Genomic DNA, 15864 nt, shown 5'->3' on the forward strand with positions numbered 1-15864 from the left:
TTTAAGCAATAAAACGCTTATGGGTGCTAATCGCCATCAGCATGCCAAAACCTGCAAGTAATGTCACCATTGATGTTCCGCCGTAACTGACTAAGGGCAAAGGAACGCCAACAACAGGCAATAAGCCTGACACCATACCTATGTTCACAAAGACATAAACGAAAAAGGTTAAAGTTATACTACCGGCTAATAGTTTTGTGAAGGCATGGTCGGCATGGACAGCAATCCATAAGCCTCGCATCACTATCATTAAATAGACACTGAGCAGTACTGCGACACCTACAAAGCCAAATTCTTCACTAAACACCGCAAAAATAAAGTCGGTATGGCGTTCAGGTAAAAATTCCAGTTGTGACTGTGTACCTTGTAACCAACCTTTGCCATGCAAACCACCTGAACCAATGGCTATTTTTGATTGAATAATATGATATCCAGAGCCAAGTGGGTCTTGCTCTGGGTCAAGAAAAGTTAATACACGCTGCTTCTGATAGGGCTTCATCAAAAACATCCAAAGAACGGGTGCAAATGCCGATGCTAAGCCAATACAAGCGATAATTAGCTTCCAGCTTGCTCCGGCAAGAAAAATCACAAAAATACCTGAACTGGCGATTAACAGTGACGTACCTAAATCAGGTTGCTTAGCAATTAATAAGGTTGGCAATAACACTAAAATAAATGCAATGGTGATGGTAGATATTTTAGCGGGTAAGTCATATTGGCTAACGTACCAAGCGATCATAATGGGGACAATCAGTTTCATTATTTCAGAAGGCTGAAATTTCATAAAACCCAAGTCTAACCAACGCTGTGCGCCTTTACCTATATGACCGAATAAGAGTACGGCGATTAAGAGCAGCAAACCTAAAATAAATACGGGTACCGCCCATTTTTGATAGGAAAGGGGCGGGATTTGAGCAACGGCGAACATCACCAATAATGCTATACCTAAGCGGGTTATTTGACGGTAAACAATGGCTGCTTCTTGACCACCTGCACTATAAACAACAAATAGCCCTAAGGTCATTAATGCTAAAATACCCAACAAAAGAGGCAAGTCAATATGAATTCTTTGCCAGAAACTTCGCTGTTTTTGTTGGTCATGACCAATATTACGCACTAGTTACGTCCTGTGTTTTTGTCAACACCATAAACATTATTGTGTTGTGGATGCTTACTTTTATCGGTACTAATAATGACTCTATCACCAAAATATTGATCCATAACTTGGCGTGCTACCGGCGCAGCATTAAAACCACCACCACCTTCCAAAACATTTTCAACGACAACCGCAACCACTATTTCTGGATTCTCATAAGGAGCAAAAGCCACAAACATAGCATTGTTTCGCTGCTTTTCTTTAGTGGCTTCTGCATCATATTTCTCATCTTGTTTTTTTGCAATAAGTTGTGCTGTACCCGACTTTCCTGCGGCGTCATAGCGAGCACCTTTAAATGCAGGATATTTCTTTTGTGCCGTGTTATGCATAGCATCAAGCACTAAACTCCAGTGCTTACTGTCTTTTAAAACAATAGGGGGTTTATCATCATATTCTGCCATTTTAGTGACCATTTTATTGATAATATTAACATTACCCTCAGTCTCAGCGGTGGTGATTTCCTCATTGATTTTAACTTCTTCCGCGACTAACTCTGCAGTAGCACGTAAAAAATGTGGGATTTTTATGTCGCCTTTATTCGTTAAAATAGAAAAAGCTTGAGCTAGCTGTAACGGTGTTACTGTCCAGTAGCCTTGACCAATACCAACAGCGATTGTATCGCCGGTATACCAAGGTTTATTGTATCGACTACGCTTGGTTTCTCTACCAGGCAAAATAGCGCGTTTATCTTCCCAGATATCAACACCCGTAAGATCGCCAAAACCAAATTTTTCCATCATGTCGGTAATCGTATCAATATCTAATTGATACGCTAAATTATAAAAGAAAACATTACATGAGTGTTCAATGGCTTGATTAAGATCTACCCAGCCATGGCCGGGGGCCCACCAATCGCGGTATTTACGTTCAAGACCTTTTAGCTGAAACCAGCCAGGGTCGTAGAAGCGTGATTCATTGGTAATTACACCTGCTTCTAATCCTGTTAATCCGAGCAAAGGTTTGACTGTCGAGGCGGGTGGGTAACCTTGTACACTTCGATTAAGTAATGGTCTGTCGTTTTTAGGATTAAGTAATTTACGATAGTTTTTACTACTAATGCCATGAACAAATAAGTTTCCATCATAACTTGGGTTTGAATACATGGCCAATATTTCACCACTTCGTGGATCAATTGCTACTACAGCGCCACGCTTGCCTGCTAAGGCACGTTTAGCAATCATTTGTAATTCAATATCAATACTCAGGGTTAAGTTTTTTCCTGATATTGGGGGCGCATAATCAAGCGTTCTTATAATGCGACCTTGATTATTTATTTCAACTTCTTGATGACCAATAGTGCCATGAAGTATATTTTCATAATATTTTTCTAAACCAAGCTTACCTATATTACGCGTTGCTGCATAATCTTCATCTAAATTTTCTTCGGCCAAACGAATTGAATCTTTAAGGTTAATGCGGGCAACATAACCCAAAGAGTGGGTCGTTAAATCACCAAATGGGTAATATCTTTTAAGACGAGCATCAATAAAAAAACCAGGGAATTTGTGTTGGTTGACAGAAAATAATGCAACTTGTTGTGCGCTTAACCGCGAGTGCAGTTCTACTGGTTTAAAGCGTCGTTTGCTTTTTAGTGCTTCAAAAAGTTTTTGCTGCTTTTCTTCACTGATATCAAGCAACTCACTGACTTCTACAATGTGTTTCTTCAAATCAACCGTTTGCTCAGCAATAACCTCAAGCGAATATACGGGTTTGTTATCAGCAAGTAGAATGCCATTACGATCGTAAATTAGTCCGCGATTAGGTGCAACTGGAAGGAGTTTTATTCGATTGGAATTAGAGCGAGTTTGATATTTTTCATAAGAATTAATTTCTAACTCGTAGATATTGCTAATTAAGGTTAACAATAAAGCGAGTATGCCGATAAAGGCAATAAATGTTCTGCGCGCAAATAAATTAGCTTCTGCCGAATGGTTTCGAATAGCAACACGTTTGTTCGATGCCATTATTACTCTCGGTGATACGGGTGATTATTGTTAATGCTCCAAGCTCGATACAGACTTTCAGCAACAACAATACGCACCATTGGATGTGGCAAGGTTAATGGCGATAAAGACCATTTTTGTTCTGAAGCTTTAATACAAGCGGGGGCTAAACCTTCGGGGCCACCAATAAGTAAAGCAACATCGCGGCTGTCTAATTGCCAACGCTTAAGTTGTTGGGCAAGCTGTGGTGTTGTCCACGGTTTACCTTCCACTTCAAGCGTAACAATACGGTTACCTTTTGGAATTGCGTTTAGTAATAATTCGCCTTCTTTTTCTAGAATGCGAGCTATATCGGCGTTTTTACCACGCTTACCTGGCGGGATTTCTACTAAATGAAACGACATGTCGCGCGGAAATCGACGACAATATTCGTTAAAGCCTTGAGTAACCCATGCTGGCATTTTATTGCCAACAGCATATAAGGTAAGTCGCATAATAGTTTAGTTAACCTTCACTATTAGCTTAGTTCCACAATTCTTCTAACTGGTAACGGTCACGAATTTCGTCTGTCATTACGTGAACAATTAAATTGCCTAAATCAACTAACGCCCATTCGCCAACATCATTACCTTCAATACCTAACGGCTCAATACCTTTAGCGCGGCATTCGATGGCAACTGATTGTGCAATAGATTTAACATGGCGATTCGAGTTACCTGAACAGACAACCATATAATCAGCAAAGCCTGATTTTTTTCCGATGTCTAAAGTCGTGATGTCACGACCTTTCATTTCTTCGATTTTTTCAATAACAAATGCGTTTAACGCTTCAACTTGCAAGGGAATTACTCTTAGTGTAAATAATAATGCGCTATAATATCATCATTTTTTCTGCAGGTTAACTAGCAAATTATTTTTGATAGAGTTTTTTTTCAATAATGTAATGATGTACGCATTCTGTTAAGTGATTATTGTGTTTATTATTGCTTAAAAGTTGTTGGCGTATTTCACTTGAAGAAATATTAAGCGACTGGTTTTGATGGAAAATAATGCCGCCGGCATCTTGTTGCTTTATTTCTGCTAGGTCATCTATTTGATGGTTTTTTAATAGTTCTTGGGTGGCGGTATTAATTTGATTTAATTGATAGCCAGGTCGAATATTGACGACAATATGGCATAGTGACAAAATAGTTTGCCATTGATGCCATAGGGTAAAGTTAAGGAACGAGTCCATACCTATGATAAAGAAAACCCGACTGTTGGGTTGTTCTTGTTTTATTTCACGTAGACTTGTTACGGTATAAGAAGCGCTATGTCGTTTTAGTTCGCGATTATCAAGCTTAAATAATGGCTGCTGTTGGCAAACAAGGTTCACCATAGCTGTTCGGTGCATAGCGCTGGCTGTTGTGGTGTTTTTATGAGGTGGCAAATGCGCAGGTAAAAAGAAGAGTTGTTCAACATTAAGCCATGCTGCTGTTTCTTTAGCTGTTTCAATATGACCATTATGAATAGGGTCAAACGTTCCCCCCATTATGGCAATATTTTTCTTAATTTCGCTTACTCGTTTAGCCGAATTCATAATCTAAATTGAATTTTTTGGTGGTTTGTCCGTGATAGAGACTTATACAAACATCTGCCAATAATATAAAAGGGTTAAAGTCACTACTGGTTTTACTGATCAAATCAGTTTGTGCTAAACGCGCTTGAGCTTGATAAATATTGTCACGACTAATATGGTTAAGGGCATACTGATACAGAGGTTTCTTTTTATCCCAAATCCGGTGTTTTTTATAAATACTATCGATACTCTCACCTTGTTCAATTTGCTCTAGCATAGTTGATAATTGCGTTATCTCTTTGTGAATAAACCAAATAAGCTGACCGATTGCAGCCCCTTCGTGTTGCAGTTGATCTAACATGCCAATGCACTTTGGCAGGTCACCACTAAGTAAGGTATCAACCACCTGAAAAGGATTGAATTTTGCTTGTTTAATCAGTAATTTTTCTGCGTCTTCAGCAATAATTAGTTGTGTACCAAACAGCAATGAAAATTTTTGTAACTCTTGCTCTAAAGCCGGTAAGTTACCTTCAAAAAGCTCTATCATCAATGGGGTAACATCGTGATGAATATTTAATTTATGCTGTTTGATTTGTTGATTTAACCACTGTTGTAATTGACGACCTTCAATATCATAAAGGGGGACAAAACAACCTAACTGTTCTAATGATTTAAACCATTTTCGTTTTTGACCCGCACTGTCAATTTTAGGACCATGAAAGATTAGCTGTACATCAGGATGAAAGTTTTCACTGAGTTTAAGTAGTATTTTACTGCCGGCGTCAGCTATTTTTCCGGTGACTAGTTCTATTTCAATGATGCGCTGTGCTGAAAATAAGCTCATCGCTTGATACTCTTCAACCAAAAGGTTCCAGTCAAATTTATCGTCAGCACTAAAACGGATAACTTCACTAAATCCCTGTTGCTGACAGTGCTGTTTTATTGTGGTTAAGCTGTTGTTCTTTTGCCAAGGCTCATCACCAAAAACTAACCAAACAGGCTTAAAGCCCTGATTGAGGGTATTAGATAGCTGGTTATGATAGATCCGCATTAGATTTTAATCGTAGAGAGGTCGCGTAAGATTTTATTAGCCGCTTCTTTGCGCATTTCGCTTAACATTAATTCCAGTTCCCGACTTTTAGCAAGCGCAATATTGGGATCATCTTGATAATCGCGATTAAGTTCAAAAACAAAAGAGCGAACATCCTTTTGTGAAAGTACTAGCTGATATCTAACGGTATAAATCAATTCGTATTCTGCCACTTGCCCATTTGGAAATACGGATAAGGTGCGACGGTTTAGGCTGTCTTTTGAAAGTTTAAGTTGCGGGACATTCTCTGTAGCTTGGCTCAGCAACTTTATTTTATTTATCGTTAAGTGCTGCTTAACTTGGCGAGTAAGCTCCCCAAATTTATCAGCGGAACTTAAGTGCAAAGTTTGCAGTTGCGGCGATAATAAATAATCACCGCGTAAAGCAAAGCCACAGCTTGATAAAAACAAGGTGAATAACACCAAAGTAGCCGCGGCTACCCGTGTTTGGTGTTTTGTCGTTTTTTTGTGCATATGGCTCATTTTTATTACCTTTGTAGGACTTTTTCGCGATTAGTTAGCAACAATGTTTAAAAGTTTACCCGGTATATAGATAACTTTACGAATTGTCTTATCATCAATAAAGCGGACCACTGTTTCATCACTTAAACCTAAGGCTTCAACTTCTTCTTTGTTGGCGTTGGCTGAAACGGTAATTTTTGCACGTACCTTACCGTTAACTTGCACGATAATTAACTTCTGGTCTTCAACCAAAGCACTCTCATCAACGATAGGCCAAGATGCTTCTTCAATCGAAGCATTATCGTTATTAGCGCCGCCTAATGTTTTCCATATTTCATGACACATATGTGGTGTAATTGGTGTCAACATTATAATGACCGCGCGAACGGCTTCTTGCATAACCGCTCTGTCTTCAACACTGACTAAACTTGCTTTCGATAAATGGTTCATTAATTCCATAATTGAAGCTATAGCTGTATTAAAGGTGTTTCTTCGGCCAATATCATCACTGACTTTTGCTATAGTTTTGTGTAACTCGCGGCGTAATGTTTTCTGCGCTGCATTCAAGGTTAATGTGCTCAATAAAGCCACTTCGCCATGTTCTTTTACTTGTTCGCTAAAATCAAAGGCGAGTTTCCAAACACGCTTTAAGAAACGGTGTGCACCTTCAACACCTGAATCAGACCATTCAAGGGTTTGCTCTGGTGGTGAAGTAAACATAATAAATAAACGTACAGTATCTGCGCCATATTTGCCGATAACTTCTTGTGGGTCGATGCCGTTATTTTTTGACTTTGACATTTTACTCATACCAGCAGAAATAACTGGTTTGCCATCAAGCTTGCTAACAGCCGAAGTAACTTGTCCTTTTTCATCACGCTCAACGTCTACATCTGTTGGTGAAATCCAATCTTGACCACCATTATCTGCCTCGCGGTAATATGTATCTGCTAGAACCATGCCCTGACATAATAACTTTTTAAACGGTTCATCACAGTTTACTAAACCTGCGTCACGCAATAACTTGTGGAAAAAACGTGCGTAAAGTAAATGCAAAATAGCATGCTCAATCCCGCCGATGTATTGATCAACCGGTAGCCAATAATTTGCTTTGGCGGGGTCAATCATTTGTGTATCATCGTTCGGTGAACAGTAACGTGCGTAATACCAAGAGGATTCCATAAACGTATCAAAGGTATCAGTTTCACGGAATGCTTCTTCACCGTTATAAGTGGTTTTTGCCCACTCAGGATTGTCTTTAATCGGTGATGTAACGCCATTCATGATGACATCTTCAGGCAATTCAACGGGTAACTGGTCAAGAGGTACCGCGACAGATTCACCATTTGCTAGGTGCATCATAGGAATGGGAGTACCCCAATAACGCTGACGAGAAACACCCCAGTCACGCAATCGGTAGTTAACTTTTACAGAGCCTTTATTTTCACTGATTAATTTTTCTGATATCGCTTTAAAGGCCGCTTCAAAGTCTAAACCGTCGTATTCGCCTGAATTAATTAATAATCCCTTTTCAGTAATTGCTGCCTTACTGAAATCGTCGTCTTTGCTACCAGCAATAACTTGGGTAATCTCCAAGCCGTATTTAGTGGCAAATTCGAAGTCACGTTGGTCGTGGCCAGGAACAGACATTACCGCACCTGAACCGTAATCCATTAAGACAAAGTTTGCTGCCCAAACTGGAACGATGTTACCGGTTAGTGGGTGAATCGCTTTAAGACCGGTATCGGCACCTTTTTTCTCCATCGTTGCCATATCGGCTTCGGTAGATTTATTGGTTTTGCATTCAGTGATAAAGTCGTTCAATGCAGGGTTGTTTTTTGCTGCAGCTAAAGCCAGTGGATGCTGCGCAGCAAGTGCTACGTAAGTAACTCCCATGAGTGTATCTGGACGTGTGGTGTAGATGTCAAAGCTTTCATCTGAATCTGCAACTTGGAAGGTCATTTCAATACCTTCGCTGCGGCCAATCCAATTACGTTGCATAGTCTTAACTTGTTCAGGCCATTCAGTAAGTTGGTCTAAATCTGTAAGTAACTCTTCAGCGTAATCAGTAATTTTAATAAACCACTGTGGAATTTCTTTACGTTCAACCGGTGCGCCTGAACGCCAACCACGTCCGTCAATAACCTGCTCGTTTGCCAATACTGTTTGATCAACGGGATCCCAGTTGACCGTAGCATTTTTCTTATAAACTAAACCTTTTTCGTAAAGTTGCGTAAAGAACCATTGTTCCCATTTGTAATAGTCTTTTTTACAAGTCGCTAATTCACGGCTCCAGTCGTAAGCAAAACCCAGTGATTGTAATTGGTTACGCATGTAATCAATATTTTCATAGGTCCATTTAGCCGGCGCTGTTTTGTTTTTAATTGCCGCATTTTCTGCAGGCAAACCAAATGCGTCCCAACCCATAGGTTGCATAACATTTTTGCCTTGCAGGCGTTGATAGCGAGAGATAACATCGCCTAAACTATAATTACGCACATGCCCCATATGTAAACGTCCACTTGGATAAGGGAACATAGCAAGACAGTAATATTTTTCTTGGCCGGGCTTTTCTTCGGCTTTAAAGGTATTGTTATCAGTCCAAAATTTTTGAACTTGCGCTTCGATAGCTTGGGGATTGTAAATGGATTCCATTAAAGATTTCTCAAACACTTTAGAATGTGGTGTTCATTAGCCAATCAATAGTAAATTGACCGCGATCATGAACGCATAAAAATAATGGCGATAGAATACCTTATATACCTGTCTCACATCAAGATACTGTTTTGAGCATATTGAAGTAAAGTAAGGATATGTTATAGTTTTTAGAAGTTTATTTGATTTGTTTTTCTATAAAGCTATGACTAGCTATACTTAATCTATAAGTCGTCGAGGAATGTGTTATGAAATCAAAAAATAGTGTTTTTCAAGAGCTTTATCAAGCTTTAGTTACATGGGCTGAAGATGTTAACCAGCATGAGATAACTGATATCGTTAACAAAGTAGAGCAAAGTAAGCTTTACTTGCAAGCGGCAGAAAAATTACCCGAAGAGAAAGTTAAGCAGTTTGTTGATAATTTACGTTTTGATATCAACGAATTTATTATTCAAAATGAAGCACAAGCCAAACATTCCCTCTATTTAGGCTTACTCAATGAGTCTTTCTGGAAAAATATGCAAGCGATCACTGATAAGTCACAAGTGGAGTGGTCAGAGCTTGATGAAGATATTAAGCATCGTGGTCTATATAAAACGGGCGACTTTATTGGTTTTGGTTTGTTAGAGTGCCAGCATTGCCAAGAAAAAATAACATACAGTCATGCGGCGGATGTTGCTGATTGTTTTAATTGCGGCGGTAGTTCTTTTATAAGGTTACCCTTTGCTCCTTAAAACGAAGCTGGGACGCCACTAAAATTTACTAATTATTTAAAATGAGGGTACACTGGCAGTATTAAATTTATTAATTATTATACGCTTGTTTTTTAAGCGTTATCAGTGAGATATTGCATGCCTTCATCCGTTAAGTTAACTTCTTCAATTACTCGGTTACCTGTTGAAAAATTAACTGCTCAATTATCTGCTGAGCAGTTTTCTAATGCTGAAGTCACTCCTGATGTAGAGCAAATTATTATCGGTCATGCTCGCGCTAAAGAGGCGCTTGAATTTGGTTTGTCTATGGAAGCTCCCGGTTTTAATGTTTTTGCTATGGGAGAGCATGGTACGGGTAGACAAACCTTAATTAAGCAAATGTTAGCGACAACCGCTGGCAATCAAGAAACGCCTTATGAATGGTGTTATATCAATAATTTTGATGATGTTCATGCACCGCACAACCTCTATTTAAGTCCCGGAGATGGTAAACAATTATTGGCACGTATCAATACTTTTATTGATGAATTATTAGACTTATTTCCTGAGATTTTTGATAACCCAAGTTATCAACGACAAAAGTCGGCGGTTGATCGCGCATTTAATAAAAAATATGATCAAGCCATCGCTGAAGTCGAAGAAAGTGCTTTAAAAGATAATGTTTTATTGTTTGAAGAAAATGGAGAGATTGGTTTTTCTCCGCTGGTTGAGGGAAAACCTTTAAATGATAAAGAATTTGCCGGTTTAGATGAAGGCAAACGTGCTGACTTTTATCTGTTGTTAGATAAATTAGAAAATTTCCTCTCTGAAAAATTGATCGAATTACCACAATGGAAACGCATCTCATCTGATAAATTACGTAAATTAAAAAATGAGACAGCAGAACAAGCTATTAGGCCATTTCTAGAAGAATTAGAGCATGAGTTTGCCAGTAATATTGGCGTGTTAAAATACTTGTCAAAAGTAAAAACCCATGTAGTTGATACTGTTTTAGAAATTCTTGTTGATGAAAGTGTTGAGAACAGAAACGATAAAGATGCGCGTAAACTTATGGTTGAACAATTTTTACCTAATTTACTTGTTTCTCAAAAACCTGATGCTGGCGCTCCTGTTATTTATGAGCAAAACCCAACCTTTCAAAACTTATTTGGCCATGTTGATTTCGCGAGCTTTCAAGGAAGCACCTATACCAGTTATCGATTAATTAGACCTGGAGCGTTACATAAGGCTAATGGCGGTTATTTAATTTTAGAGGCAGACAAGCTACTCAATCAACCCCTTGTCTGGGCACGTTTAAAATTAGCGCTTAAATCACAAGAAATTACCATTGAAAATCCTTACTCTGAATATAGTCAACCGGGCTCATTTAGCTTACAACCTGAAAAAATTCCATTAAACGTTAAAGTTATATTGCTCGGTGACCCCGAAATTTATTACATGTTGCAAGACTATGATCAAGAGTTCACCGAATTATTTAGGGTCTTAGCAGACTTTGATCAGTATCTTGAAAGTAACGAAGAAAATCTTAATGATTACGCTCATTTGATTCGCCAGCGTGCACATAAATACAACTATCCACATGTCAGTAATGAAGCTGTATTAGAGCTAGTGCGCTATGCATTGAGACGTGCAGAGCATCAACATAAAATTTCGGCTAATATTGTTCAAGTAAACGACTTACTTGATGAAGCTTTTTATTTGTGGAAGAAAACAGACAACAAAGGTCATTTAACTGCCAGCCATGTTGCTTTAGCGCTTGCAGCTAAACAGCGAAGAACTGGCCGAATGAGTGAGGCATGGTTAGGTGAAATAAAAGAAAAACAAGTATTGATTGACACCCAAGGGCACCATATCGGTAAAGTAAATGGTTTAACTGTCTTAGAAATAGGGGACAGTGTTTTTGGAACGCCTGCGCGCATCACAGCAACCGTTTATGCGGGAAGTGAAGGCGTCACCGATATAGAAAGAGAAGTAGACTTAGGTAAGTCTATTCACTCCAAAGGTGTGCTGTTATTAACCGGGTATTTAGGACATAAATACGGGCAAGGTTTTCCAGTGTCAATTTCTGCCAACCTTGCAATAGAACAGTCTTACGGACATATTGATGGTGACAGTGCGTCTATGGCGGAACTTTGTGCGCTTATTTCTGCTATTTCTTTACTGCCAATTAAACAAGGCTTTGCCATTACTGGTTCGATTAATCAGCACGGAGGTGTGCAATCAATTGGTGGCGTTAATGAAAAAATTGAAGGTTTTTATCGTTTATGTAAAGACGAAGGCTTAACGGGAAAGCAAGGGGTTATTATTCCGCGCACCAATGTTAATAATCTGATGTTAGCGGACGATGTTATTGAAGCGGTTAAAAACAACCAATTTGCCATTCACGCTGTTGAAGACATTGATCAAGCATTAGAGTTGCTGATGAATGAACCCGCTGGAGAAATTAGTCGAACGGGGCGCTACCCAAGAAAATCTATTCATGGTTTAGTTTTAAATAAACTTTCACTTTTTTCTGATTTGTTAACGGGTGCTGACGAGTAATTAAAATATTATCTACGTTTAACTGATTTTAATATAGGTCAGGCATATATAAGCGTCTGGCCTTTTTTATATCAATGTCTACATAAAATGACCGATATAGCTCAGGCCACAGAGGATTACTTGTCAGTATTTGTAATTTAACCATAGCCGTTTCTTTTTCACGGTCAATCTCATTACCCCTGTTATTTATCTTTATTGGTATTAAATACATTTTTCTGATTGTTTTTTGAACAAAATGATTTATATACCTTGAATAATAAATAAATGTCAGTATAATGCGCGCCTCGATAACAGTGATTCTGACTTGAATATTTTCTTTCACACTGGTTATACGAAATGAGTGGGGTTTTCCGCCCAATAGACTTCTTAGCTAATATTCTTTATTAGCCCTATGTTCTTTAGTGAACGTGCCTTAAGTCTTCCTGGTGGTTTCCTCGTATATAACGCGGAATGTTTTGGTTACTTTTAACCTATTCCGCCACAAGAGAAGACAAAATTTATGACTACTTCTAACGATGCTCCTGTGAGCTTTGACTCTTTAGGCTTGCCTGAAACTTTATTATCTGCTGTAAAATCTATCGGTTTCGAAAACTCAACTGATATTCAAGCAAAAACTATTCCGCCATTATTAGCTGGTAAAGATGTTTTAGGTGAAGCACAAACAGGTACAGGTAAAACTGCTGCCTTTGGTTTACCTGCATTGGCTAAAATTGATGTTTCATTGAAAAAGCCACAGTTAATGGTGTTAGCACCAACACGTGAATTAGCGATGCAAGTTGCTGAAGCAATTGAAAGCTTCGGTAAAAATATGAAAGGTTTATTGGTTGCTACTTTATACGGTGGTCAATCATACCAGCCACAATTTCAACAATTAGAGCGTGGCGCTCAAGTTGTTGTTGGCACACCTGGTCGTTTAATGGATCACTTACGTCGTAAGAGTCTAAAACTAGGTAACTTATCTTTTTGTGTACTTGATGAAGCTGATGAAATGCTTAACATGGGTTTCCTTGAAGACATTCAGTGGATACTTGACCATTTACCAGAAACGACGCAAATGGCTTTGTTCTCTGCAACTATGCCACCAGCAATTCGTAAAATTGCTAACCGTTTCTTAAAAGATCCAGAACATATTAAAATTGCTGCTGTTAAACAGTCAAAAGCAAATATTTCTCAATTTGCTTGGAAAGTTAGTGGCATTCGTAAAATTACCGCTTTAGAGCGTATAGCTGAAATCGTTGATTACGATGCGATGATAGTTTTCGTACGTACTCGTAGCGACACGGTAGAAGTTGCAGAACAATTAGAGCGAGCTGGTTACCCAGCATTAGCTTTAAACGGCGACATGAACCAAGCACAGCGTGAACGTTGTATCGAACAAATGAAATCAGGTAAGTCATCTATATTAGTGGCAACTGATGTTGTTGCTCGTGGTTTAGATATTCCACGTATTTCATTAGTGGTTAACTATGATTTACCAGGCGACAATGAAGCTTATGTTCACCGTATCGGTCGTACAGGTCGTGCAGGTCGTGAAGGTATGTCAATTGCATTTGTTCGTCCTCGCGAAATGCACTCTCTACGTCATTACGAACGTTTAACTTCAGGTGTTATTAACACTTATGAATTACCAAATATTGAAGAAATTGGTAAAAAACGTATTGAACGTACACGTGTTGAAATGGCACAAATTGTTGCAGATAAAGATTTAGTAAACATGCGTGAAATTGTTGAAGCAATGGCCAATGAATCAGAGCTTTCTATGACTGATTTAGCTGCAGCTTTATTGTTCCAAAAACAATTAAACCAGCCATTACAACCAAAAGAAGATCCTAAGCCTCGTCGTGAAACGCGTGAGCGTAGTGACCGTGATTCTAGAAGTGAGCGTGGTGGTCGTAACGAAAGTCGTGGCGGCAGAAATGAACGTGGTGGTGAACGTGGCGCTGAGCGTGGTGGCGAACGTGCTCCTCGTAAAGTTAAAGTTAACCGTACCGACGTTGATTGGCAGACATACCGTTTAGAAGTAGGTAAAGAGCATGGTGCACGTCCTGGTGATATCGTTGGCGCAATCGCTAACGAAATTTCGTTAGATAGTAGCTACATTGGTGCAATTAACTTACATGATAAACATACTTATGTTCAGTTACCAAAAGGCATGCCAGAGAAATCATTTGAGCAATTAAAGCGTGTTAAAATTCGTCGTCAATCATTAGAAATTACGGTTTCAGATGTTAAAACGGTTGAATCAACACCAACAACTGATCGTCCTCGTAAACGTCAAGAGCGTTCTAATCGTCCTAGCTAGTCGATAAATAAATAATAAAAAGGTACGTATATCGTACCTTTTTTTATGCCTGTAATTTACCAAAAAGCATGAATACTTTAGCGTTAATTAGTCATGTAAACATAACTGAACAGCTGTTGGCTAAGCACTATATGGCTTGTCTCGACGTCGAATACATTCCGCACAGATAGCACGTACATTTTCTGTTACGCTGCGATGTTTTATTAGATTTGCTTTGCGCTATCTCTTCATTGAAAACCTAGTAATAATGCACCCATTGATTCTTTAAGAGAGATAAACATGACTGATGTAAAAAATCCACTTAACCTTCGTGGTATAGAATTCACTGAATATGCGACACCCGATTCAGATTTTATGGAAAACGCTTTTTATGGTTTTGGTTTTTCAAAAACGAAAAAGTTTAAAGGTCGTGATATCGATTACTTTAATCAAAATGATATTCATTTTTTATTAAACAATGAAAAAGCAGGCTTTTCAAAAGAATTTGCTAAAAGCCATGGTCCTGCTATTTGCTCTATGGGCTGGCGTGTAGACGATGCTGATTTTGCTTTTGAAGAAGCGATTAAGCGTGGTGCTAAATCTGCGGCTAACGAAGACAACAAATTACCCTATCCAGCTATTTTTGGTATTGGTGACAGTTTAATTTATTTTATTGAGAAATTTGCAGCATCAACGACTAATCCGGGTTCTATCTACGAAGATGACTTTGAAGCGATTGACGCTCCGGTTATTAACGAAGATAAAGGTTTTTTACGTGTTGATCATTTAACGAACAATGTTCATCAAGGTACGATGGAGCATTGGGCTAATTTCTATAAAGATATTTTTGGCTTTACCGATGTGCGCTACTTTGATATTAAAGGTGAGAAAACTGCACTAATTTCATACGCGTTAGCATCGCCTTGTGGCACTTTCTGCTTACCAATTAATGAAGGTAAGGGTAAGAAGAATAACCAAATCGATGAGTACTTAGATGAGTATAACGGTCCTGGTGTTCAGCATTTAGCCTTTATCAGTGATGACTTAGTTGGTTCTTTAGACAAGTTAGATAAAAATATTATTGATACCCTTGATATCGTCCCTGAGTATTATGATGACGTATTTAAACGCATTCCTTGGGTTAAAGAAGATCATAAACGCATTCAAGATCATCAAATTCTTGTCGATAGCCAAAAAGAAAACTCGTATTTATTACAAATTTTCACTAAAAATATTTTTGGTCCAATCTTTATCGAAATGATTCAGCGTGTTGACGACCAAGGTTTTGGAGAAGGCAATTTTACCGCTTTGTTTAAATCTATTGAGCTTAACCAAATGGAAAAAGGTACCGTTTAATTTTTATAAATTAGCGGTATAATGATTAAAGGTCTGCTTATGTAGGCCTTTTTTGTTGCTATTTTGCGTTTGTTTAAGTGGCTTAGTTACTTGATTTTTAACGAATAAAC

12 protein-coding genes are annotated in these 15864 nt (G+C 38.5%); 4 read left to right on the top strand and 8 right to left on the bottom strand.

The genetic code is table 11. From position 1 onward, the window contains the following. Nucleotide 1: 1 nt before the first annotated feature. The 8 genes from rodA to leuS form a co-directional block, all read right to left on the bottom strand. Nucleotides 2–1117: a rod shape-determining protein RodA gene (gene rodA / locus H4J70_RS12230; RefSeq protein ID WP_182222091.1), complete on the bottom strand. Its 1116-nt coding sequence runs from the start codon at nt 1115–1117 to the stop codon at nt 2–4. Then, entirely contained in the window at nt 1117–3120 is a 2004-nt protein-coding gene (gene mrdA / locus H4J70_RS12235; protein WP_182215013.1) for a penicillin-binding protein 2, read from the bottom strand. The genes rodA and mrdA overlap by 1 nt, the downstream gene beginning before the upstream one ends. Before the next feature lie 2 nt (nt 3121–3122). Then, a complete protein-coding gene (gene rlmH, locus H4J70_RS12240; RefSeq protein ID WP_070376105.1) occupies nt 3123–3593 on the bottom strand; it encodes a 23S rRNA (pseudouridine(1915)-N(3))-methyltransferase RlmH in 471 nt (156 codons plus the stop codon). Between the two features lie 28 nt (nt 3594–3621). Further along, on the bottom strand, nt 3622–3939 hold the full coding sequence (rsfS, locus tag H4J70_RS12245) for a ribosome silencing factor (RefSeq protein WP_070376106.1): 318 nt from the start codon (nt 3937–3939) through the stop codon (nt 3622–3624). 70 nt (nt 3940–4009) lie between these two features. Next, a complete protein-coding gene (gene nadD, locus H4J70_RS12250; protein ID WP_182222093.1) occupies nt 4010–4678 on the bottom strand; it encodes a nicotinate-nucleotide adenylyltransferase in 669 nt (222 codons plus the stop codon). Then, a complete protein-coding gene (gene holA, locus H4J70_RS12255) occupies nt 4665–5708 on the bottom strand; it encodes a DNA polymerase III subunit delta (protein WP_182251218.1) in 1044 nt (347 codons plus the stop codon). The genes nadD and holA overlap by 14 nt, the downstream gene beginning before the upstream one ends. Next, on the bottom strand, nt 5708–6229 hold the full coding sequence (lptE, locus tag H4J70_RS12260) for an LPS assembly lipoprotein LptE (protein WP_259364662.1): 522 nt from the start codon (nt 6227–6229) through the stop codon (nt 5708–5710). The genes holA and lptE overlap by 1 nt, the downstream gene beginning before the upstream one ends. 30 nt (nt 6230–6259) lie before the next feature. Beyond that, nucleotides 6260–8863, bottom strand: a complete 2604-nt coding sequence (leuS, locus tag H4J70_RS12265; protein WP_182222095.1) for a leucine--tRNA ligase — start codon at nt 8861–8863, stop codon at nt 6260–6262. 248 nt (nt 8864–9111) lie between these two features. Here leuS and H4J70_RS12270 point away from each other — a divergent pair, with 248 nt between their 5' ends. The 4 genes from H4J70_RS12270 (at nt 9112) to hppD (ending at nt 15754) form a co-directional block, all read left to right on the top strand. Further along, nucleotides 9112–9597: a zinc ribbon-containing protein gene (locus H4J70_RS12270; RefSeq protein WP_182215005.1), complete on the top strand. Its 486-nt coding sequence runs from the start codon at nt 9112–9114 to the stop codon at nt 9595–9597. A gap of 117 nt (nt 9598–9714) precedes the next feature. Further along, on the top strand, nt 9715–12117 hold the full coding sequence (locus tag H4J70_RS12275) for an ATP-binding protein (protein ID WP_182215003.1): 2403 nt from the start codon (nt 9715–9717) through the stop codon (nt 12115–12117). A gap of 499 nt (nt 12118–12616) precedes the next feature. After that, nucleotides 12617–14419: a DEAD/DEAH box helicase gene (locus H4J70_RS12280; RefSeq protein ID WP_070376112.1), complete on the top strand. Its 1803-nt coding sequence runs from the start codon at nt 12617–12619 to the stop codon at nt 14417–14419. 279 nt (nt 14420–14698) lie between these two features. Continuing rightward, nucleotides 14699–15754, top strand: a complete 1056-nt coding sequence (gene hppD, locus H4J70_RS12285) for a 4-hydroxyphenylpyruvate dioxygenase (protein WP_070376113.1) — start codon at nt 14699–14701, stop codon at nt 15752–15754. Nucleotides 15755–15864: the final 110 nt, after the last annotated feature.

Source organism: Colwellia sp. BRX8-9 (assembly GCF_014077245.1).
Taxonomy (GTDB): domain Bacteria; phylum Pseudomonadota; class Gammaproteobacteria; order Enterobacterales; family Alteromonadaceae; genus Colwellia_A.

Coding starts and splice junctions, on each gene's coding strand:
- leuS (WP_182222095.1), bottom strand. CDS start 8,863: ATGGAATCCATTTACAATCCCCAAGCTATCGAAGCGCAAGTTCAAAAA.
- holA (WP_182251218.1), bottom strand. CDS start 5,708: ATGCGGATCTATCATAACCAGCTATCTAATACCCTCAATCAGGGCTTT.
- hppD (WP_070376113.1), top strand. CDS start 14,699: ATGACTGATGTAAAAAATCCACTTAACCTTCGTGGTATAGAATTCACT.
- nadD (WP_182222093.1), bottom strand. CDS start 4,678: ATGAATTCGGCTAAACGAGTAAGCGAAATTAAGAAAAATATTGCCATA.
- H4J70_RS12270 (WP_182215005.1), top strand. CDS start 9,112: ATGAAATCAAAAAATAGTGTTTTTCAAGAGCTTTATCAAGCTTTAGTT.
- rlmH (WP_070376105.1), bottom strand. CDS start 3,593: ATGCGACTTACCTTATATGCTGTTGGCAATAAAATGCCAGCATGGGTT.
- H4J70_RS12280 (WP_070376112.1), top strand. CDS start 12,617: ATGACTACTTCTAACGATGCTCCTGTGAGCTTTGACTCTTTAGGCTTG.
- H4J70_RS12275 (WP_182215003.1), top strand. CDS start 9,715: ATGCCTTCATCCGTTAAGTTAACTTCTTCAATTACTCGGTTACCTGTT.
- mrdA (WP_182215013.1), bottom strand. CDS start 3,120: ATGGCATCGAACAAACGTGTTGCTATTCGAAACCATTCGGCAGAAGCT.
- lptE (WP_259364662.1), bottom strand. CDS start 6,229: ATGAGCCATATGCACAAAAAAACGACAAAACACCAAACACGGGTAGCC.